This window comes from Marinospirillum celere, from assembly GCF_900112235.1.
Taxonomy (GTDB): Bacteria; Pseudomonadota; Gammaproteobacteria; order Pseudomonadales; family Halomonadaceae; genus Marinospirillum; species Marinospirillum celere.
The window spans coordinates 796596-818516 of sequence record NZ_FOLH01000001.1; the positions used below are offsets into that span (position 1 = coordinate 796596).

Consider the following 21921-nt stretch of genomic DNA (forward strand, 5'->3'; position numbering starts at 1 on the left):
GGATGGCCTGTGCGAAAACCGAGTCGACAACTCATTGATCAACAAGAAGGCCCTTTCTTCTTAGCTTTAGGCGGCGCAGGAGAAATTGGAGCCAATCTTTATATTTACGGCAGTCAAGGCTACTGGTTGGCTGTTGATTGCGGCCAGGGCTTCCGTGCAACACCGGGCGGTGAAACACAAACGGTTGTTCCTGATCTGAAAGCACTTGAAGATAACGGTATAAATATTCAGGCTCTGCTTATTACGCATGCCCATGAGGATCATATAGGGGCCCTACCCTGGCTTAGCAAAAAGCTCAATTGCCCGATTTATGCCAGCCCTTTTTCCAGAGCGCTGATTGAAAAAAAGCTGGAATCCTCAAATCACCAACCTTCTTTGCAAACAATACGCCCACTAGTGACTTATAGCTTTGGGCCTTTCAAAGCCGAATGGATTCCTGTTACTCATTCAATACCTGAAGCTCATGGCATTTATTTACAGGCTGCCGGTCGCACCCTCTACCATACAGGCGACTGGAAGCTGGATGCCGAACCCCTGGTTGGCCATAAAACAGCTGTAGCTCGTCTTCAGGAAATAGGTCAACAAGGCCTCGATCTGGTAATCGGTGACTCCACCAATGCCCCCAACCCCGGCCATAGTGCATCTGAAGCCAGTGTCAAAGATAACCTCTACCAAGTGATTCAAAAGCTGCCCAACAGAGTCCTGGTCACCTGCTTTGCCAGCAATGTAGCGCGTTTAAGCAGCTTGGGAAAAATTGCACAAATGACTGGGCGCCAGCTGGTTGTCTTGGGTTTCAGTATGGAAAAATTTATTCGCCTGGGACGGCAGCTCAATTACCTGGATGACTTCCCCACCCTGATTCCAGCGAGAGACCTAGGATATTTACCACGCCAGGAGCAAATGATTCTTTGCACAGGTAGCCAGGGTGAGCCCAGAGCAGCTCTTGCACGCCTGGCCGCAGGAAGCCACCCCCACTTGGAACTTGAAGCCGAAGACCAGGTTATCTTTTCATCAAAAACCATTCCAGGCAATGAAGATGCAGTGGCCCGCCTTCATGCTCAACTGACGACTCGGAAAATTGACATCACCACCGAAGCCAATGCACCTATTCATGCCTCAGGACATCCCTATCAGGATGAAATACGACAACTCTATACCTGGCTGAAACCCAAGCATCTTCTCGCCATGCATGGTGAATATCGTCACCAAAGTGAGCATTGCCAATTGGCTAAAACACTGGATATTAATGCCCGGGTACCGGAAGAAGGCGATATCTACGATCTATCAGCCTTACCAAGATTGGTTGCCAAGGTCCATTCTGGCCGCCTGCTTGTCCAGGGCCAACAGTTGCTTCCCTTACGGGAAAACACCTAAGCTCTTGTGCTGCCGACACTTTCAGGAAAAAAACCTAAGAAAGTTATTGACAGTTTACAGCGAACTGATAAGATACGCGCCGTGTTGGAGGGTTGGCTGAGCGGTCGAAAGCATCGGTCTTGAAAACCGACGAGGGTGCGAGCCCTCCCAGGGTTCGAATCCCTGGCCCTCCACCAAGAATTCAGCAATCAAGCGCCCTACGGGGCGCTTTTTTGTTTGTCCCACCCACCTACCCATCCAAAGTTTTTTTAGCTCTGAGCCATAGACCTTCCTTATCCCAAAATCCTGCCAGGCAAAGAACCAGTCACTAGACTCTGCCTCGGCTTTTATTTTATTTTCGGCTTTTTCTGAAGAAACAAGCTTAAGAAGCAAACCAATTGTTGCAACTGCCGGTTAATAGCAACTTCTCTCTTGCGCGGGTCATACCGACATAGAGCAGGTCCGCCAGCACACAGAAACAGTAAACCACGTGCAGGATGCAGAACTATGCCAGACGGCCTTCTGAGTCGTTTTTATAAGGCTGGTGAAAAGCCGAGAGATCGAGCTTTTCAGAGATCAGGTAATGCAGAGCAAATTCAAAGGCGCCAGGTTAGATTTTCTAAAGGTAGTTGACCACTACCATCGACACCTGATTGTAGTCGTAGTGTTTGAACTTGGACATCCTTCAGTCCTCTAGTGAAAAATCCATCTTTGCAAAGCTCAGCAGGTTTTTCTACAGCCTGAACGCCTCAAACACCGGCGCAGTTTACTGCGTCCGTGTGCTTTGATTTGTTAGTTTTTTATTCTTCATCTGTATTGTCTTTCTTTGGTTTCTTAATAGTAATTTTCTTTAATGCATCATCATAAATCAATGTTGATTTATTTATGGAGCCTATGCTCTTTAAAATATCATCATACGCTGACGAAAACTTCGATATATCGGGAATTTTTATCGCTTCCAGCTGCGCAACGTTTAGTTTCGCAATGTCAGAATATTTGAGCGCCTCTCTAGATAAAGAGCTCATTGTTTCTATTTCGTCAAAATCTATTACGTCTGGTATCTGTATTGAATTTTTTCTAACACTTGCTATTTCATCTTTGAGCTTTTGTAGATTTGATTCTTTTGTCTTATTCGCAGTTTTTTCTTTGCTCAATTCCTGTACAAGATCTTCAATTTTTTGGAGGTGTCCTTCCTGCTCCTGTTTCTTCAGATCAAGCTGTAACTCTTTCCATTTTATATCAGCAACTAAATCATTGACGAATGTTCCCATTTCATCCGCACTGCCAGACATCCTGTTAAATATAGTAAGAAAATATGAAACCAATTTATTATCCATAAAGTTTGGATAGCGCACCTTGTGATCGATTTCACTCCAACCTTCTTCAAATATAGTTCTAACCTGTATCTCGGAGATCACTTTTCTTAATGTTGGCTGCGTTGATATTATGTAATGAATTGACCTATAACCTGCTGAATGGACTTTGACGTCACACTCATTTTCACGATAGCTTTCTACAACAGCACCTTCGTCACCCTCACGAACGTAAGCCACAACCGGTTCAACCGGGACCCAACAAGTTTGAATATATTGATGGATGTCCAGCCATTCATGCTTAAACAAATGTAAAATTCGCACGCCGACCAAATCAGTTATTAGTTCAGCGTAATTATCTACTGACACGTCGATATACTTAGGGCTGTTAGATGCTTTTTTCCTTACTATCTTTTCTAATACGTGCTCAGGCTCTTTCACCCTCCACCTGACTGAATGGACTTGATCACATTTCTGCAGAACTTTTGCTAAGAATTCAGCGGATTCGTTTAGATGTGTGACTTTAGAGCTGTAATCAGCATCAATCTTCAAAAGCTCATCGAAGGTAATTTCCGCCTTCTCCCAATCATCCTGAGATATTCTGTTTCTACTCAAAAATTCTTCAAGTTCCAAATTTATCTCCTTGGGTCAGTAAAAACTAACATTTTTATTCATGAGACCCCCTCGTTATTTTCCAGGCACTCCAAGGAGGTGTCAGCTCTTAATGAGATGATTTTACGATATTTATTTCTTGCACACCTGCTAACTATTGATTGATGAAAAGGCGCATGCACGCTTTCACATTTTTCCTTGCTCACTATTTCAGAAGCTCGATTAATAAAGCATTGAACAGATTGGCCTTTTGAGAATTATCTGTAGCTTTTTGAGCATCACAGTCTGGCAAAGTGTGCGTGCCTGGGACTACTGTTTTCACGCTACCGCCCCAGGGAATGAGGCCATTTTCGACGCGCATCCTGCGGAGGTGGGGTGTTCCTTGGGTTCTTTTTATCAAACCTGCCCTAAGCCTGCAAGTTGGGCCTGGCTGTTTTTCCTGGCTTGATTTCACTTCTTCATTCGCTGTACTGTATAAATATCAGTATTAGCTATCTTTGGAGACTTTCAATGCGTGTCAGCCATCTGGGTGAGTCCGGTCACTTTCCCTCTAGCCCCCTTCCCCTCTACCTTGAGCGGGTTTCGACGGGTTTTCCTTCACCGGCGCAGGACTATGTGGAACAGGCGCTGGATCTGAATGAAATACTGGTTAAACGTCCAGCTTCTACCTTTTTTGTTCGGGCCGAGGGTGAGGTAGCATGATTGAACAACGAACATAAGGGCTTGCCATCAAACGATGTAGGCTACACACAAGATTTAACTCATTCCACAAAAGGATACTGCCTGTGCTTCCAACACCCTTGCTGACTTTGGATCTTACCGGCCCTGATTTGCTTGATTCCTTAAAAAGCTCTTTAGAAGGCGAAGATCACCCTAAACGAGCGAAGACTTCAGATCCCAGGCCTCACCATCCTTTCGATCTGATGACTTTTTTCATTAGGGAACTAATCGATTGTTTGCCCAGCCCCTTCGATGACTATGACAACCTAGCCAAAATCATAACTCATGAAACTGGGATTATGGTCAAGCCTCAGGATCTTGAGCATGCCTATGAACATCGAATAGAGGACGTCAGCATTGGTGGCCTGGCGGGCATTCAGTGTTTTCTGGGAGTAATTGATAATGGGATTAACAGTTTAGAGGACGATGGCAAACCTGCCAGGCGCTTTATCGAACAGATGTCTGTATTCAAGTTTGAGCAAAGAGCCAAGCCGATTCCAATAGTTGAAGGTAGAACCGTAAGTGATGATGAGCTACCTTCTTTTGGACACAAAAAGTAAGCCTGGCCCTCTATGTCCAGTCTCATCAGCTTTCTGACGATCCGCAAACAGTATGATTTTCGCAGCATCGAGATCGGACGCTGGGTAACCCCGGAGGAAAAGGATCGTGCCGCCGTGCAGTTTGATCGTGCCCTGGCTGATTTAATGGTCACCTTGCAGGGGCCAGAAGAGTTGATCTCGCTTCGCGGCCATCTGGGCCTGCAGTACGGCATTGGCGGACGTCCGGGCGTTGCCGCCCATTACATTCCCGCCTCCAGGCAACTGGCTCTGGCCAAGAATGCCGGTGCGGGCAGCCTGGCCCATGAGTGGTTTCATGCACTGGATCACTACTTGGCTGACAAGGCGTTTCAGACTCAAAGCTCAACGGCTTTTGCCTCCAGCTGTTGGCTCAATAACCAACCAAGCATTGACCACCCGATTAATAGTCTGCTGTATGCCTGCTTTAGAGAAATTCTACTGGATGCCAGTGGCAACCAGCCCAGTGCCCTGTTTGAAAACTCCAAAAGAGCCGACAGCCAGCTGGGAGTTTTCTACTATGCCCGCCCGGAAGAAATCTGTGCCCGAGCTTTTGAAGCCTTTGTGGAAGATACCGGCCCGAACAACAGTTTTTTGGTCAGAGGCACCCGCCATTCAGATGAAGCTCAGGCAGGCCTCTACCCCCAGGGCGAGCAGCGCAGGCGAATCAACCTGGCATTTGGTGCTTATTTTTCTGCTCTGGGAGCTGCCTTGATGGGTCCAGTAACACATGAGGACTAACGGCTGCCAAGAACCTGGAAGAGCTTCCAGCTGACTCAAGCCTATCTACTGCTTTTTTCGTACTAGAGACTATAATGAGCCAGAGTTGACCTCTTTAATGCCCGATGCGGAGGTGGGGTGTTCCTTCATGCACCAAAAATAATCCCACAAAAATAGTGGCTTTTACGTGCTTATTGCGCTTTCTTGCTGTTAGTTCATCAAAAACCTAATAAGGGCATACAAATTGCATCAATCAGCTTGCATTTTATTCTTATAAGGATGCGAGCATGAATGAAAAGGAAATGATTGATGCGCTCTGGCTGTTGATGGCAGCCGTTCTGGTTTTAGCAATACAAGGTGGCTTTCTTTGTCTTGAGTCGGGTTTAACCCGAAGCAAGAATGCTATTAATGTTGCGCTTAAAAATGCTTTCGACCTTCTGGTTGTCGTCACGCTTTATTGGCTGCTGGGTTTTGGCTTGATGTTTGGCAATCATCATCAAGGGATGCTGGATACCCAATGGCTGGCTGCTGATTTTTCACAAACCAGTTTCTGGGAAGCTGGCTTTTTCTTTTTTCAACTCACTTTTTGCGCTACTGCAGCAACCATTGTTTCTGGTGCCATTGCTGAACGCAGTCGCTTTGTGACCTATGTGGTCCTCACCATTTTGATTGCTGGGTTCATCTATCCATGGGTTGGTCACTGGTCTTGGAGTAGCGCTTTTAATGAGGCTGGCGGCTGGCTCGAAAATCTGGGTTTTGTGGATTTTGCCGGCAGTAGCGTCGTCCACAGTGTCGGGGGCTGGGTTGCCCTGGCTGCCATTATTGTTATCGGGCCACGTACCGGGCGTTTTCTGAACAGCAAGCCCCAGGAAATACCAGGTAGCAACCTGCCTTTGGCTATGCTTGGCATGTTGTTTTTCCTGCTGGGTTGGCTGGGCTTCAATGGTGGCAGTACACTGGAGTTCAATGCTCAGGTTCCTGGCATTATCGTCAATACTTTAATGGCCGCTGCAGCGGGCGGCATTACTTCTTTGCTTATTGCCAACAGCTGGCTCAAGGGGCAGCAGGTCACACCCTTAACTATCAATGGCACTCTGGCGGGGTTGGTCGCCATTACTGCTGGCGTGCATGCGGTTTCAACACCAGCTGCTTTACTGATAGGTTCTCTAGGCAGCCTGATTATGATTGTTGCCGACAGGCTTCTAATCAAACTTCAGCTGGATGATGCTATTTCCGCTATTCCGGTCCATTTGGCGGCAGGCATCTGGGGCACCCTGGCTGTTGCTATCTTCGGCCAGCTTGATCACCTGGATACAGGGTTGGATCGTTTGGCGCAGCTACAAATCCAATTACTGGGAATTATTGCAATCGGTCTTTTCAGCTTCACCCTCGCCTACCTTTTTCTGATGGTGATCAGGCGTTGGATTCCCTTGAGAGTCAGTGCCGAAGGCGAAGCGGTCGGTTTGAATGTATCCGAGCATGGCGCCAAAACTGAATTAAATGAACTTCTACAGGCAATGGGTGAGCAGGAAAAAAGCGGCAATTTGCAGCAAAAAATGCCGGTTGAACCCTTTACGGAAGTCGGCCAGATCGCTCGCCAATACAATCGAGTCATGGATAAACTCAATCGTATGATTACGCGTACCCGACTGATTGTCAGAGATATCAGGGACGGGGTCATCACTTTTACTGAACAAGGTATCATTACCAGTGTTAATCCGGGTGCAGAACACCTTTTTGGCAGTACTGCTGGGCGCTTAACCGGCCAGCCCACCCAAAACCTGCTTCATGCTTCTTGCCAGGACCTTTACCCCTATTTAAAACTGGAGCAACTGCTCCCTCGTCTTGCTGCAGGTCAAAACGAAGGCCCTCATGAGCTGCTTGCCCAACACCAGGATGGGCACTCTTTTCCGATAGAAGTCACGACTGCAGCCAGCCCTACAGAAGGCGGTGTTCAATACAGTGCTGTGATCCGGGATATCAGTGAACGCAAGCGTATGGAAGAACAGCTCCATCGGCATTCAGAATTGGCACAGGTAACCCTGGAGGCCATTACCCAAGGGGTGATTACCTGTGACCAAAGCATGAACACAGTTTACGTAAACCCCATAGCGGCCAATCTTCTGGGTCGCACCTCGAAAGAGGCCTTTGGTTACCCTGTCCAGAAGCTGTTTGAACTGATGACTGCAGATGACAAGCCAATTACGATTGAAAGTGTATGCAAGAAAGAAGCTCAACAAACCTTAAAGCTCATCAACAAGCAACAGAAAGCTTTGGATGTCGAGCTGAACCCAGCCAGATTACACGATGATCAGGGCAAGCTCATGGGTTGGGTACTGGTGCTGCAAGATATTACTCACAGTAATCGCTTGCAGGAACAGCTTAACTTTCAAGCCATTCACGATAACTTGACCGGGCTGATCAACCGCAGGGAATTTGAACACCGTTTACAAAGCCTGGTTGAAGACTTCCAAGCGTCAGAGCCCAATGCCGAGCACCTTCTCTGTTATTTGGATTTGGATCGATTCAAAATCGTCAATGACAGCTGCGGGCACAAGGCTGGAGACCTCCTTTTGAAGCAGCTCGCCCAGCAGCTTCAGCCTTTGCTTAGACAAAGTGATACCTTTGCGCGCTTAGGCGGCGATGAATTTGGCATTATTCTGCAACACTGCTCGGTCAATAAAGGCCTGGAAATTGCCGAAAAGCTCCGTCTGGCTGTTGATGCCTTTCGTTTTAGCTGGGAACAACAGGTGTTTACGCTAGGTGTCAGTATTGGTCTGGTCCACTTAAATGCCCAGCATCAGGATATTGATGAAATCTTAAGTCAGGCAGATTCAGCCTGTTATGCAGCCAAAAACCTGGGACGCAATTGCGTTCACCTTTATGCGCCGGACAACAATCAAATTGAATACGAGCAACAACAAGTCCAGTGGGTTAGCAGGATTCAGGAAGCGCTTGAACAAGACCAATTCAGGCTTTATCAGCAAAAAATTCAGCCACTCAATGAAAATGAAAAACAGGAACAAACCCATTTTGAAATTCTGCTGCGGATGCAGGGGCCTGAGGGACAGATGATTCCGCCAGGGGCCTTTATTCCCTCAGCAGAAAGATTCAATATGATGCCCCAGATTGACCTCTGGGTGATTCGCAATACCCTGGCCTGGATGGGTGACCAGCTTCAAAAGTCCAACCTGCCTTTTTACTGCTCCATTAATCTCTCGGGCGCTTCCATTGGTAACCAAGCCTGCTTGGAAGCCATTCAAAGCAATATTGAAAAACACCGCATTCCGGCCCATTACATTTGTTTTGAAATTACTGAGACCAATGCCATGGCTGATTTATCAAAGGCCAAGGACTTTATTACTCAACTCAAAAAGCTGGGTTGTCGTTTTGCTCTTGATGACTTTGGCAGCGGCCTGTCTTCCTTTGGCTATTTGAAAAAACTTGAAGTCGACTATTTGAAAATTGACGGCATTTTCATTCGTGACCTGGCCAACAACCCTTTAGACCAAGCCATAGTGGCATCAATCAACAATATAGGTCATATCCTGCAACTGCAGACCATTGCAGAATTTGTTGAAGATGCTGCCACCCTGGATGTGCTGAAACAACTGGGTGTTGATTTTGTACAGGGCTATCATTTGGGCAGGCCCGAGCCCTTGGAAAAGCTCGGGCAGGTTAGTCTGATGCCCCGTTAAAAGAAGCGTTAAAAAGCTTTGAACTCCATTGCCTGGGAATTTAGGCAATAGCGTTGGCCTGTGGGGCCAGGACCATCATCAAACACATGGCCCAAATGACCATCACAGCGGGTACAGCGGATTTCTGTACGCAGCATACCCGCTGACCTATCTTCCAGGTAACGAATATGGTCAGGGTGAACAGACTGATAAAAACTGGGCCAGCCCGTACCTGAATCAAACTTGTGTTCAGAACTGAATAGCGGCAGATCACAAAGCGCACAGTGGTACTGGCCTGCTTCTTTGTTGTCCAGCAGGCCACCACAAAAAGGTGGCTCCGTACCCTGGTTGAGCAGAATACGACGCGCTTCAGGGCTCAGTTTTTCAGCCAATTCGAGCTTTTGATCATCCGTTAAGGGCGTCAGGTCATACTCACTTTTTTGAGGCATCTTCATCTCTCTTAGTCACAGCTGGATTTAAAGCTCCACACCCTTTTGGGCAGTGATACCTGCATGAAAGGCATGCTTGATTTCCCGATGCTCTGAAACCGTATCAGCGACATCAATCAGTTCTTGCAAGGCTCCGCGCCCGGTAATCACCACATGCTGCATTTTCGGGCGCTTGGACAGAGCATCCAGCACTTCCTGCACAGGAATATATTTGAATTTCAAGGCAATATTAAGTTCATCCAAAACAACCAAATCAACCGAAGGGTCTTCCAAAAACTGTCGGGCCTGGTCCCAGGCCTTGCCGGCAGTGGCGATATCCTGCTCAAGGTTTTGCGTATCCCAAGTATAGCCTTCACCCATGACATGGTAGCTAACTTCAGGAAAACGGCGAAAGAAAGCCTCTTCGCCAGTACTGAAGCTTCCTTTGATAAACTGCACCACGCCTGCCTGCATACCATGGCCTAAAGCACGCGCCAGCATTCCAAAGCCTGCGGTACTCTTACCCTTGCCATTTCCCGTGTGGACCACCACCACCCCTTTTTCGGTGCTGGCTTCTGCTATTCTTTCATCAACCAGTTTTTTTTGGCGCTGCATTCTTTGGTTATGTCGCTGACTGCGATCATCTTCAGACATCTGAGGCTCCTGGCAAATAGAGAACTTTAACCCTTTCCTTGACAGGCTGCCAACAATGACGACAATAGCCAACACTTTTCAGGTGCCTGTAAAATGAAGCTTTGCAGGTTAAACGGGAAGCAGGTATGCCGGTATCCACCCGCCAAGCCTGAGCTGCCCCCGCAACGGTAGGATGTTGTTGCTCCCTAAAGCCACTGTGCATTTGCATGGGAAGGCGGAGCTTATTGGTGAACCTAGTTCACCCGCATCAAGCCCGGAGACCGGCCTGAAAAGCTATGCCTGATGAACTCAGGCTTCCTGGTGATGCGGAGGGCTTCACCTGGCCAAGTATTCAACCAGTGCAGACCCGCTTCTGTACTGGGCTTAGCCGCGTCCTCCCTCATCGCGACTCTTTATGCGATCGAGGAAACAAGTAGTGAACAAGTTACATTTAAGCAAGCCTTTAAGATACCTGCCCCTGGCTCTAGGCCTGAGCTTTCCCGCACTGATTTTGGCTGATGACCAGCAACAACTCGACCCTCTCGTGGTGACGGCCCAACGGATTTCCCAACCTTTAAGCCAAAGCCTGGCGGCTACAACCGTTATTACCCGTGCCGATATTGACCGCCTGCAGCCATCCAGCCTGGCTGATTTACTTCAGGGACAGGCCGGGGTCGAGATGGCCAGAAATAGTGGTAATCTCAGCCCAACCAGCATTTTTATGCGCGGCACTAACTCCAATCACACCCTAATTCTTGTTGATGGTCAGAAGATTAATGACCCCACTGCCGGGGGTGCCAGCCTGCAATTTATTCCAGTTTCACAAATTGAGCGGATTGAAATAGTGCGTGGCCCTCAGTCCAGCGCCTGGGGTGCTGATGCGCTCGGTGGCGTAATTAACATCATCACCAGAAAAGAGCATGATCGCCCCTATGCCGGGCACCTACGTGAAAGCCTGGGTCGTTACAACACCTATGCCCTGGATGGTGACCTGCGCCTGGGTGATGAGGCAACCCGCCTAAATCTGGGTCTGCATCTGGAACGCAGCGATGGCTTTAACGCCCAAACAGCCGATACCAGTGGTGAAAAAGACGGTTACCGACACTACAACATTAATTTAGGCTTGGAACAGGATCTGGGTAATCAGCATCAGCTTGGCTTTCAAGTGATGCATAGTCGTGGTGAAAGTGAATACGATGGATGTTTCAACACCACCACTTTTGCATCATCTCATGACTGCCTACAAGAATTTGAACTCACCACAGTCCAGGGTCGTTGGCAAGCAGCACTGAGTCGCAACTGGGATATGTCGCTTACCGCAAGCCGTACCGAAGAGCTGAGAGAAGATTTTTTTGAAGGTGATGCCAACGGAGAAATCAACACCCGCCGCGATGCCATCCAACTGGAGCATCGCTTTAACTACGAAGACTACTCAGCCTCCCTCGGTATAGATACCAGCCAGGAAAAACTGCTGGAAGCGGGTAATTTTGATAAAGACCAGCGTGATGCCTATGGTATCTATGCTCAAGGTAACTTCCAGCTTGTTGAAAGCTTCAATCTATCCTTGGGTGCCCGCTACGATGATGATGAGTTCTTTGGCAGCCACACTACAGGCAATGCGGGTATCGCCTGGCAGTTCACACCTGACTATCAGATTGGAACCAGTGTCAGCACAGGTTATCGTGCACCCAATTTGCAGGAGCTTTATGGACCGGCAAGCTGGGGAGCCAACCCGGATTTAAAACCCGAAGAATCACTCAACTATGAAGCCTGGGTTGCTTATAACAACCAAGAGGGTACTCGGGTAAAAGCCAGCTTCTTCCAAAATACCATTGATAATCTGATTGTTTGGAGTGGTGGCACCAACGAAAATTTAAATGAAGCACGTATCCGAGGCCTGGAGCTTGAAGCCCAAAAGCACTTAGAAAACTGGCGCCTGGGCCTTGCCTTCACTCTCCAAGACCCTGAAAACCGTGAAACAGGTGATCAGCTGACCCGCCGTGCCAAACACCACGGCAAGCTAGATGTAGACTATTTCGGTGAAAACTGGAGCCTGGGCGGCAGCCTTCAAGGCCAGGGTGAAAGACCCGATGTCAGCGAAGATCTGCCCGGCTATGCCGTCGTTAATCTACGCGGCCACTATGCCTTTAACGAGCATTGGCGGATCAATGGCAAGATCGACAATGTCCTGGATAAGGATTATGAGCTGGTTTCAGGTTACAACACTGCAGGCTTCTACCCAGAAGTCAGCCTAAGGTTTGATTTTTAATCATGCCTTTTACTTGGCTGCACTGGCTGTTGCTAATGATCCTGGTGATGTTTAGCCAGGCTCAGGCAGCAGCCCTTGAAGTAACGGATGCTGCAGGACGCAGCATCCAACTTGAAAAACCGGCTGAACGCATTATTAGTCTGGCACCTCATCTAACCGAAAACCTCTTTGCAGTGGGTGCGGGCGATCAGCTGGTTGGTGCTGTCAGCTACAGTGATTACCCGGAAGCAGCTCTTCAAGTGCCTCGCGTGGGGAATTACAACCAGCTGGATTTAGAAGCAATTATCGCCTTACAACCGGACCTGATTCTAGCCTGGCATTCAGGCAACCCCCGTAACCAAGTAGAACGCTTGGAACGCCTGGGACTTAGGGTATTTTATAGTGAAGCCCGATCCTTCGAAGAGATTACTCAGGAATTGCAGCAGCTGGGTCAACTCACTGGCCATCAATCCCAAGCAGAAGAAGTGACCAGGACCTTTGATGAGGGTATCAGCACTCTGACCCGTCAATATGCAGACAAGCAACCCGTTGAAGTCTTCTACCAGATCTGGGAACAGCCCTTGATGACAATCAATGGCAAGCATATGATCAGCCAAATGCTAGCGCTTTGTGGTGGTAAAAATATCTATGCCTCCAGTAGCAGCCTGACACCTCGAATTGATCGTGAAAGCCTTTTGGCCGCCAATCCTGAGGTGATCATGGGGGGTAGTGACCCCAGCCAGCAGCAACCACCCGAGTGGCTAATGAAATGGACGGCCTTTTCTCAACTTCAAGCCGTTCAGCTGGGCAATCTTTTTACTGTCGATTCATCCCTGGTGACCCGCCCGACGCTTCGCAGCCTGGAAGGCACCCAGGCTATTTGTGAGCACCTTGATAGTGCCCGTCAGCAATTAACTGAGTCAGCGCAGGATGGTTAGTGGCTTTTATAGAATGCTTGCCTGGTTGCTTCCCTTGGCCTGCCTGTCCTTGGCCTTGGGACTCTTAGTGGGCAGTGTCACTATTTCGCCAGCGGCTGCCTGGGCCGTTTTTAAAGGCCAGGGTGACCCCCTGCACCATACCTTGATGCTTGAACTTCGCTTACCCAGAGTTTTAGCGGCCTTTGCAGTAGGCGGCTTACTGGCCATTGCCGGGGCCTTAATGCAACTACTGCTTCGTAACCCCCTAGCCGATCCCTATGTGCTGGGGCTCTCTGGCGGCGCCGCCGTGGGTGCCCTTTTGGCCATGCTTGCAGGTGTTGGCACCACCTGGGTTTCAGGTTCGGCTTTTTTGGGTGCCTTGGCATCCACCCTATTGGTGTTTGGTTTGGCCCGTATTTCCGGCAACTGGAACCCACTGCGCCTGCTGTTGACCGGTATTGTGGTGGCTTCCGGCTGGGGGGCGGTAATCAGTTTTATGCTTGCAGTCAGCCCATCCCGAGAGCTGCCCGGCATGCTCTACTGGCTGATGGGTGATCTTTCCTATGCCCAAGGATTTGCATTACCCTGGGCAACTCTGCTGCTGGTATTACTAATTCTACAACCTCTGGGGCGCAGCCTGAATGTATTGGCCCGAGGTAGTCAACAAGCCGCCAGTTTGGGAATGGCAGTGGTTCGCGCCGAGGGACTGATCTACCTTCTTGCCGCTTTAATGACAGCGATCGCGGTAACCGTGGCTGGAAGTATCGGTTTTATCGGTCTCCTGGTTCCCCACGCCCTCCGCTTGCTATTTGGTTATGATCAAAGAAAGCTGTTGCCCGCTTGTGCTCTGGCAGGCGGTAGTCTACTGGTGCTAGCAGATACCCTGGCTCGAAGCCTTCTGGCTCCTCAACAGCTTCCTGTCGGTGTTATCACAGCCTTGCTGGGAGTGCCTGCTTTTCTTTGGCTGCTGTCCAGGAGGCCAGGATGAAGACCTCACCCAGGATGGAATTGGACCAACTGGTCATTAAAATTCCTGGTAGAAAAGCAGGTAATCCCCTGAGCCTACAGGTTTTTCCTGGCCAAACCTGGGGAATTCTAGGCCCCAATGGCTCAGGCAAAACGACTCTCTTATTAACCCTGGCAGGCTTAAAAAAGCCCCAGCAGGGCCAGATTCATTTGGCTGGCCAGGCTTTGGAAAGCTGGTCAGCGCGAGAACGGGCTTGTCAGCTGGCTTTAGTCTTCCAACAACAAGAGGATAGTTTTCCAGCCAGCGTTCTGGAAACCACCCTAACCAGTCGTCATCCCCACCTGAAAGCCTGGCAAAGAGAAACACCAGAGGACTCGCTGCTCGCCCAACAGGCCTTAGAGCGCATGGATTTAGCTGCCATGGAAGAACGTTGTATCACGACCCTTTCAGGTGGAGAGCGCCAGCGACTGGCTTTGGCCTGTTTACTGACTCAGCAAACACCCCTGTGGCTTTTGGATGAGCCAACCAATCACCTGGATCTTCACCATCAAATTTCCGCGCTGGAGCTGATCAACGAAAAGGTTAAAGCCGGAGGCAGTGCGATCATGGCGCTACACGACCTTAATTTGGCCAGCCGCTTTTGCTCTCATCTATTATTGCTTTATCCTGATGGCCAGGCCTGCTGGGGCCCCAAAGACCAGATGCTAGAATTGCCAGCACTGGAAAGGCTTTACCAGCAGCCACTAATTGCCACTTCAATCAGTGGGCAAAAGGTATTTATTCCGCAAACCTCGACTGGATAATCCATGTTCACAGCCCGCCATCGCCTGGAAATGCCCAGCCTGCCAAGGTTCGAAAACCCCAAACTTCAATCCCAGCTTGAACACAAAATTGACACCCAAGGCTCGCTTAAAGCTTCCTCAAATCAGCTTGAACAACTGGCTTTACACCTGGGCTTAATTCTTAACAGCCAAGAACCTCAAATCAAGGAACCTCAGCTACTCGTTTTTGCTGCAGATTCAGGCCTGACTGATAAAACCAAGGTCACCTATACTCCGCCAGTAACCCAGCAGCAGGTCAACCAGTTTCTTTCGGGAACAGGAGCCTTGCAGGCTTTAGCTAATCAACAGGCGATTCAATTACGCTTGGTTGATGCAGGCCTGGCCGCCAACCTTCCCGCTCACCCCAAGCTGTTATCCAAAAAGGTAATGTCAGGCACAAGAAACAGCCTGAAAACCCAAGCCATGAATGCAGAAGAATGCCTACAGGCAATTTTCACCGGTATGGCACTGGTCAGAGAAACACCTGGGAATCTTTTGATCCTCGGCAAACTGGGGCTAGGTCACGACCCGGCCGCCAGCCTACTGCTCAGCAAATTAGGCGCACTTCCTCTGGAAGACTGCCTGGATTCAGCTACTAACCGGGACCTAGCCGGCCCAGACCAGCAAGCACTACTCAAACAGGTGTTGCATAAACATCGTCTGGCCCGTAACCCCCTGGAGGTTCTGGCTGCACTGGGTAGCTTGGAAATAGCCATGATGACGGGTGCCCTGCTGCAAGCAGCCAGTGAGCGTCGCATTCTACTGATCGATGGGTTGGTAGTAGCCAGCGCTCTCCTGGTTGCAGAATGCCTACAACCAGGCATCAAGCATTTTGCCGTCTTTAGCCATCAATCCAGCGAGCCCGGCCATCGTCAGCTGCTACAGCTTTTTAAGGCTCGTCCGCTCCTCGATCTGGATCTTGATCTGGGTGAGGGCGCGGGCGCTCTTCTCGCCTATCCTCTCTTACCTGCTTCCCTGACTGCCTTTACAACAGGCCACCCGTCACTGCAACCAAAGTAATAATCTGCTCGCTATTAGTCAGCTCAAGAGAATGGTAATATGCGAGTTTATGTTTGCTTGTCTCCGGAGACTCTATGACTAAACTGGTAAAGGGCCGCGTCGTTGTCGTTGATGACGAACCCATGGTTCGAGATCTTTTAAAAGAACTCTTGAAAGATCTTGGCTACGAAGTAGCCGCCCAAGCAAACAATGGTCAAGTAGCTTTTGATAAGGTAAAAGAGCACAAACCTGAAATCGTTTGTCTCGATATCAGTATGCCGGAAATTAATGGCCTGGATGCTCTGGCCAGTATCAAGACATTTAACTCGGATATCATAGTGATTATGGTCACTGCAATCAGTGGCTCTAGTGAGGTACAGCAAGCCATACGTACAGGGGCTGATGGCTATATCCTCAAACCCTTTACCGGCATGCAGGTTCATGAGGCCATTCAAAAAGCCCGCAAACGCCGCCAGGCATCCAGCTTGAATTAAAGCTGGATACGCTGGTTCTGAAGCTCCTGCAACTGATCCCTAATACTGGCTGCTTTTTCAAACTCAAGGTTTTTGGCAGCTGAGAACATTTCCTCTTCCAAAGTTGCCATCAACTTATCTATTTCAGCGGGTGTGCGGGGTTTTTCTGCCGCATAGCCCGCTGCAGGCTCGGCAACCTTCTTCAAGCGCTGGCCACCTTCGCGTTTACCCGGTGTTTGGGCACCCTCAAGAATATCTTCCACTGATTTGAAAATGGTGGTGGGCACTATGCCCATCTTCTTATTGTGTTCAATTTGCTTGTTTCTACGCCTTTCGGTTTCCTCCATGGCTCTTTGCATGGAGCCTGTCATCCGGTCCGCATAAAAGATCGCCCGGCCCTGAGCATTCCTGGCTGCCCGACCCAGAGTCTGGATTAATGAACGCTCGGAGCGTAAGAAGCCTTCCTTATCGGCATCCAGGATGGCTACCAGGGAAACTTCCGGCATATCCAGGCCCTCTCGCAAGAGGTTAATCCCAACCAGCACATCAAATTCACCCAAGCGTAGATCACGGATAATTTCTACCCGCTCAACGGTATCAATATCTGAATGCAGATAGCGGACACGCACGCCATGCTCTCTGAGATAATCCGTCAAGTCTTCAGCCATGCGTTTGGTCAAGGTAGTGACCAGCACCCTCTCACCTTTACTGGTAACTAGGTTGATTTCTCCCAGCAAGTCATCAACCTGGTCCTTAGCCGGGCGCACTTCAATCAAGGGATCAACCAAACCGGTTGGCCGCACCACCTGTTCAACCACCTGCCCAGCATGTTCTTCCTCATACTTGGCGGGTGTTGCGGAAACAAAAATCATCTGGGGAGCCAGACTTTCCCATTCCTCAAAACGTAGAGGCCGATTATCCAACGCGGAAGGCAAACGAAAGCCATACTCGACCAGAGTTTCTTTACGTGAACGATCCCCTTTGTACATGGCCCCTATTTGAGGCACAGAAACATGGGATTCATCAATCATCAACAAGGCATGTGCGGGCAGGTAGTCAAAGAAGGTCGGAGGCGCCAAACCTGGCTCACGACCGGATAGATAGCGGGAGTAGTTTTCTATCCCTGTGCAGTAGCCCAATTCGATCATCATCTCAATATCGTAAAGCGTCCGCTGTTCCAGGCGCTGGGCTTCCACTAAACGATCGTTTTTACGCAGGTAGTCTAGGCGTTCGCGCAGCTCATCCTTAATCAGATCAACGGCTTTCAAAAGGGTTTCGCGCGGCGTCACATAGTGGGTTTTGGGGTAGATGGTAAAGCGTGGCACCTTACGCAAAACTTCACCCGTCAAGGGATCAAAGAGACTGATTTGTTCGATTTCATCATCAAATAGCTCAACCCTGACGGCCTCATATTCAGATTCCGCCGGAAAGATATCTATGACATCACCCCGCACCCGAAAGGTTGCCCTGCGAAAATCCATATCATTACGGGTGTATTGCAATTCAGCCATGCGTCTTAGCAGCTGACGCTGGTTCATCTTCTCGCCACGATCCAGGTGGACTACCATTTTCAAGTAGGCAGAAGGATCACCCAGGCCATAAATCGATGAAACCGTGGCGACAATAATGGCATCATCTCTTTCCAAAAGGGCCTTGGTCGCGGAAAGGCGCATCTGCTCAATATGCTCATTGATTGATGCATCCTTCTCAATAAAGGTATCACTGGAAGGCACATAGGCTTCCGGCTGGTAGTAGTCGTAATAGGAAACAAAGTATTCGACAGCGTTGTTGGGAAAGAACTGCTTAAACTCACCGTATAACTGGGCAGCCAGGGTTTTATTATGAGCCATGATCAGAGTTGGGCGCTGTACAGCTTCGATGACCTTGGCCATCGTGAAGGTTTTACCGGAACCGGTTACGCCCAAGAGGGTTTGAGCAGCCAACCCCTGCTCCAAACCATCGACCAACTGGGCAATAGCAACGGGCTGATCGCCAGCAGGCTGGTAGTTGGAAACTACTTGAAACGCTTGTGTCATTAAGAATTCCTGAAACCTAAGATAAGTTAATTACAGCCTTCACACGACTCATTCAAGACGCCCTGGATCAAAATGTGACGCCCTTCACATAAAGCCAGCTTCTACCTTAAACGAATGAGAAAAACTGGGACTTTTGATGGATCTTCCAGTATTCCATGCTAACATTTCGGGCGCTGAAACCCGAGCGCTTCTCAACTTGGGATCACTGACCAGTTTCTGGACTAACAATAATCGCAAATAAGGAAATAGAGACTCATGTCATCTTGCCTAGTTCCCCGATCAACTCGTATCCTACTGATGTTGATTTTAGCACTAGTCGGCAGCAGCTTAACGAGCAACTTGGCAGCGGAAACCCGACAAAGCCTGGTCACTGCAGATGCCACGGTGGCCGCCAGCGAACGTCAGGCCGTCATGGGGATTTCACGCCTGGGGCTGGAAGCAAACCGTTTCACCTTCCCCGTATTTTATACACCTCATGAAGGGCCAACCATCCCCGTAGGCAACTGGTCCGTTCGCATCAGCCAGGAATATGCTGATGCAATTTTAGCCGACAATCTGAGCTTTATTATTCCAGCTCGTTATGATCGCTTGGTTTTTGAAAACAGCCAAGCACGCTTTGAAACAGCAACTCAGGTCTTTTCCGGCCTCGACGTGCGCCAAGTCATTCCTGAGCTGAGCCAGGCAACACGCAGCTATGCAGAATACCGTGAATATTTGCTTGATCATCTGAATCATCATATTGCCCCTTCAATGGAAGAGATCCTGGGAGCCGCTGCTGAAGCCCGCTATCAGGAAATGAATGCTCGTGAGCGCGGCACCTTTATCACTGAGCGCGCCCGTCAAACAGGGATGCCTGCTGAAGTGCTCGAAGCCTTGATTTCTTCCAGCTATGCGTTTGGTTTTTATCTCCCCGAACTACGAGGCCGAATTAACATTCGTCAGATTGAACGCAAGCGATTTGACGGCAGCACTTATTACGTCTATCAGACCACTTTGGCAGCTCCCTTAAAAACACGGATGCTGGTTTATGCGTTTGATGGTGAGCAGTTTACGACTCAAATTGAGCTGGATGCTGTACCTGATGGTTTCTTTGAAGGCCTTTCACAGCAGATGTCTGCATCAGCCAGTATTACTACGGCCTGGCTGCCAAGAGAGCGCCATGCCCAACAGATTTTTGATGATGTTTTTGAGCTCTCCTTTAAGGATTCTACAATAGCACTCAGTACACGTCTTAAAGAAAATCGTGCCTTTGCGGTGGCTACCCCAGTGATTGATGCCACCCCAGAAGAAATAGGCCTGAAGGTGGGCAATCAGGAAGATATACGCGTTGATCAGCCTTTTACCTTCAACCGTACAATTGATGGTAAAGAGACCACGATTGGCTGGGGCAGAGTACGTCTTGCCGGTAATACCTGCCTTATCCTTCCCGAAGAAGAACGCATTGCCAGCCGTGCCCAACTTATCTCAGGCCAGGTAGATGAGTTTGATTTGGCCGTTGAACACCCTTGGACAGGGGTTTATGGACGCACCGCTTTTACACAAAGCATGACAGAACTTGAAATTGATGGTCAGGCTACAGGGGCCGGCAATGCCAGCTTTATCGAATTAGGCTTTATCAGCAATCTTGGTTTTTTATTGAATAATCGCTCTTTTTCAGAAATCTGGACCAATTTGGATTTAGGCCTGGGTTTACTCAGTAACGGTGAAGGGAATTTTGACAATCTTGATGGCAAGGGAGCCATCCGCGTCCGCTTTGGTGCTGAAAAACGCTTTCATATGGGCTATGGCCTCTATGCATCTGCGGGTGCAGACCTGGGCTATGAGCAGCATAATTACGCCAAGCCCGGCGGCCCCAGCGGTCTTAAAGATGATTTTAAAGTACAAACAGCCAACCTGATTCCACGCGCTGAAATTGGTTATTACATCAACCCCAACCTGAAAATCTATGGGGGCGCAGCCTATAATTTACCCTTCTATACTGATTATGAATGGGATAATGGTGATTCGATGACTGAAGATCTCAGTATGATGGGTGGCTTGAGCGTCCAAGCTGGCATAGCCTTTCATCTGGGTTTTGCTGGCCCTTTTGCCAGTATGATGGCCAGACCGTCAACGGAATGCGAAGTTTTGCGTGATGCTCGACTGGAAGCCCAGGCAGCTGAACAAGCAGAATGAACCTAACAATTGCGATTGAAAGAGAGAAGCAGAAAATGAACACCAAGTTTCTTGCCATCCTATTTTTGGCCGCCCTGCTTTCAGCTTGTGCCAGCACACCTGAGTCAACGACCCGGCCCAGTGATCCCCCTTTATCTCGACAGGCCACTCTGGTGGAGTCCTATTCTGCCAATGAAGTAATGATACGTGCAGTGGGGCTAGGCAACTCCATGGCAGAAGCCAGGGACGATGCCCGCAAGGCCGCCATTTGGTTTGCCCTAATGGGAGGCACTAATTCCCTACTGACCAATGCCGAGCAACGAGAAGCCTTCAGAGATCATGAAGCAGAATTCTGGGCTAACGCCATGCGTTATATCTCCCATGAAGGGGATCTTCTCAGCCGCCGCCAGGAAGCCGGTCAGGATCGCATTGAACGTGCCTTTCGTGTCAACATTGCCAATCTGAAAGCAGATCTTGCCGCGCGCAATATTATCAGTGACTCAAGAGAACTGGCTGAAGCCATCGCCAACCCGGTGATTTCAGTGATTGCCCGCAACCCCGAAGGCAATGATCGTCATGCCGCCAGCGTCTTTTCTGAATACCTGCAAGATCGCGGCTTTGAAGTAGTGGTCCTGGATGCAACCCAAAGAGTTGATGAAATCGTCCAACAGGCTGCTGCTCTTGAAGGCAATATTGATCCTATGTACATGTTGGCACTGCAAACTGGCAGTGACATCTATATTTCTATCGATTCAGAAGTCGCTGAAAGACGTGTTGCAGGCAACCGGGTGGCCCAATCAACCGTCAATGCAACTGCCTACTATACAGCGACAGGTAGCCAACTGGGGGCCTCCAGCGGCTACTCAGCAGAAAGAGCCATTGCTGGTGGTGCAGCTCTTACTGGTGAAGCAGCCAATGATGCAGCCGATAAAGTTCTTGGTCAGCTAACCCGCTCCTGGCAACGTGAAGTGCAAAGAGGTAAAGCTTTCAAGGTGGTCGTCAACGCCAGTCCGGAAATCGGTGATATCAGCCGCAACCTGCACCAGCTTTTCAATGATGTCTGTAATCGAGTTAGGCGCAATGCAGCCGGCTCAACCAGCTTTGATTATACTTTGAACTGTGACGGCCCAAGAGACGCCATGGATCTATTAATACTGCTGGAAGATAACTATATCGGCCCTGGCCAAGTTTTTCGTGTGCTGGACAGTGGTGCCTTCTTAATCATCCGTATCGGTGACTCAGATACTGACAGCATTATTATTGAGTAATAGGAGA

17 protein-coding genes, 1 tRNA gene and 1 riboswitch are annotated in these 21921 nt (G+C 49.2%); of the genes, 14 read left to right on the plus strand and 4 right to left on the minus strand.

The features are described 5' to 3' along the window. Window positions 1-9: 9 nt before the first annotated feature. Entirely contained in the window at window positions 10-1374 is a 1365-nt protein-coding gene (locus BM185_RS03775) for a ribonuclease J (RefSeq protein ID WP_091959448.1), read from the plus strand. An 86-nt stretch (window positions 1375-1460) separates the two neighbouring features. Next, a tRNA-Ser gene (locus BM185_RS03780) sits at window positions 1461-1550 on the plus strand. Window positions 1551-2153: 603 nt separating this feature from the next. Here BM185_RS03780 and BM185_RS03785 read toward each other — a convergent pair. Beyond that, entirely contained in the window at window positions 2154-3299 is a 1146-nt protein-coding gene (locus BM185_RS03785) for a RelA/SpoT domain-containing protein (protein ID WP_177203464.1), read from the minus strand. Window positions 3300-3788: 489 nt separating this feature from the next. Between BM185_RS03785 and BM185_RS03790 the strand changes: the two genes are divergently transcribed. The 4 genes from BM185_RS03790 to amt all read left to right on the plus strand — a co-directional run bounded on the left by BM185_RS03790 (window position 3789) and on the right by amt (window position 8991). Beyond that, on the plus strand, window positions 3789-3980 hold the full coding sequence (locus BM185_RS03790; protein WP_425434189.1) for a S24/S26 family peptidase: 192 nt from the start codon (window positions 3789-3791) through the stop codon (window positions 3978-3980). Window positions 3981-4063: 83 nt separating this feature from the next. Beyond that, window positions 4064-4558 (plus strand): hypothetical protein, encoded by a 495-nt coding sequence (locus BM185_RS03795; protein ID WP_091959454.1) that lies wholly within the window; start codon window positions 4064-4066, stop codon window positions 4556-4558. Window positions 4559-4570: 12 nt separating this feature from the next. After that, window positions 4571-5314 (plus strand): CLCA_X family protein, encoded by a 744-nt coding sequence (locus BM185_RS03800; RefSeq protein WP_091959457.1) that lies wholly within the window; start codon window positions 4571-4573, stop codon window positions 5312-5314. 266 nt (window positions 5315-5580) lie between these two features. Further along, window positions 5581-8991 (plus strand): ammonium transporter, encoded by a 3411-nt coding sequence (gene amt / locus BM185_RS03805; RefSeq protein ID WP_091959460.1) that lies wholly within the window; start codon window positions 5581-5583, stop codon window positions 8989-8991. An 8-nt stretch (window positions 8992-8999) separates the two neighbouring features. Here the strand turns inward: amt and msrB are convergent, their stop codons facing one another. Beyond that, the gene (gene msrB, locus BM185_RS03810; RefSeq protein WP_091959463.1) at window positions 9000-9419 is read right to left on the minus strand and encodes a peptide-methionine (R)-S-oxide reductase MsrB; all 420 of its coding nucleotides are present in this window, start codon (window positions 9417-9419) and stop codon (window positions 9000-9002) included. A gap of 27 nt (window positions 9420-9446) precedes the next feature. Then, window positions 9447-10052, minus strand: a complete 606-nt coding sequence (gene cobO, locus BM185_RS03815) for a cob(I)yrinic acid a,c-diamide adenosyltransferase (protein WP_091959466.1) — start codon at window positions 10050-10052, stop codon at window positions 9447-9449. A 63-nt stretch (window positions 10053-10115) separates the two neighbouring features. Next, window positions 10116-10335, plus strand: a riboswitch (cobalamin riboswitch). 132 nt (window positions 10336-10467) lie between these two features. Between cobO and BM185_RS03820 the strand changes: the two genes are divergently transcribed. From BM185_RS03820 to BM185_RS03845, 6 genes are all read left to right on the plus strand, one after another. Then, on the plus strand, window positions 10468-12300 hold the full coding sequence (locus BM185_RS03820; protein ID WP_177203465.1) for a TonB-dependent receptor domain-containing protein: 1833 nt from the start codon (window positions 10468-10470) through the stop codon (window positions 12298-12300). A gap of 2 nt (window positions 12301-12302) precedes the next feature. Beyond that, window positions 12303-13217, plus strand: coding sequence for a cobalamin-binding protein (locus BM185_RS03825; protein WP_091959472.1), 915 nt, complete (start codon window positions 12303-12305; stop codon window positions 13215-13217). Window positions 13218-13230: 13 nt separating this feature from the next. Continuing rightward, on the plus strand, window positions 13231-14184 hold the full coding sequence (locus tag BM185_RS03830) for a FecCD family ABC transporter permease (protein ID WP_245751671.1): 954 nt from the start codon (window positions 13231-13233) through the stop codon (window positions 14182-14184). Beyond that, the gene (locus BM185_RS03835; protein WP_218149368.1) at window positions 14181-14966 is read left to right on the plus strand and encodes an ABC transporter ATP-binding protein; all 786 of its coding nucleotides are present in this window, start codon (window positions 14181-14183) and stop codon (window positions 14964-14966) included. The genes BM185_RS03830 and BM185_RS03835 overlap by 4 nt, the downstream gene beginning before the upstream one ends. A 3-nt stretch (window positions 14967-14969) precedes the next feature. Then, window positions 14970-16004: a nicotinate-nucleotide--dimethylbenzimidazole phosphoribosyltransferase gene (locus BM185_RS03840; protein ID WP_091959478.1), complete on the plus strand. Its 1035-nt coding sequence runs from the start codon at window positions 14970-14972 to the stop codon at window positions 16002-16004. A 74-nt stretch (window positions 16005-16078) separates the two neighbouring features. Further along, a complete protein-coding gene (locus tag BM185_RS03845; protein WP_091959481.1) occupies window positions 16079-16477 on the plus strand; it encodes a response regulator in 399 nt (132 codons plus the stop codon). On the opposite strand, the gene uvrB is transcribed toward BM185_RS03845, so the two are convergent. Continuing rightward, the gene (uvrB, locus tag BM185_RS03850) at window positions 16474-18492 is read right to left on the minus strand and encodes an excinuclease ABC subunit UvrB (RefSeq protein ID WP_091959484.1); all 2019 of its coding nucleotides are present in this window, start codon (window positions 18490-18492) and stop codon (window positions 16474-16476) included. The two genes, BM185_RS03845 and uvrB, sit on opposite strands and share 4 nt — an antisense overlap. Window positions 18493-18747: 255 nt before the next feature. Between uvrB and BM185_RS03855 the strand changes: the two genes are divergently transcribed. Together BM185_RS03855 and BM185_RS03860 are read left to right on the plus strand one after the other, a co-directional pair. Then, complete coding sequence (locus BM185_RS03855; protein ID WP_091959487.1) at window positions 18748-20667, plus strand: hypothetical protein; 1920 nt, start codon at window positions 18748-18750, stop codon at window positions 20665-20667. Window positions 20668-20702: 35 nt separating this feature from the next. Next, window positions 20703-21914, plus strand: coding sequence for a DUF6175 family protein (locus BM185_RS03860; RefSeq protein WP_143089476.1), 1212 nt, complete (start codon window positions 20703-20705; stop codon window positions 21912-21914). Window positions 21915-21921 lie beyond the last annotated feature (7 nt).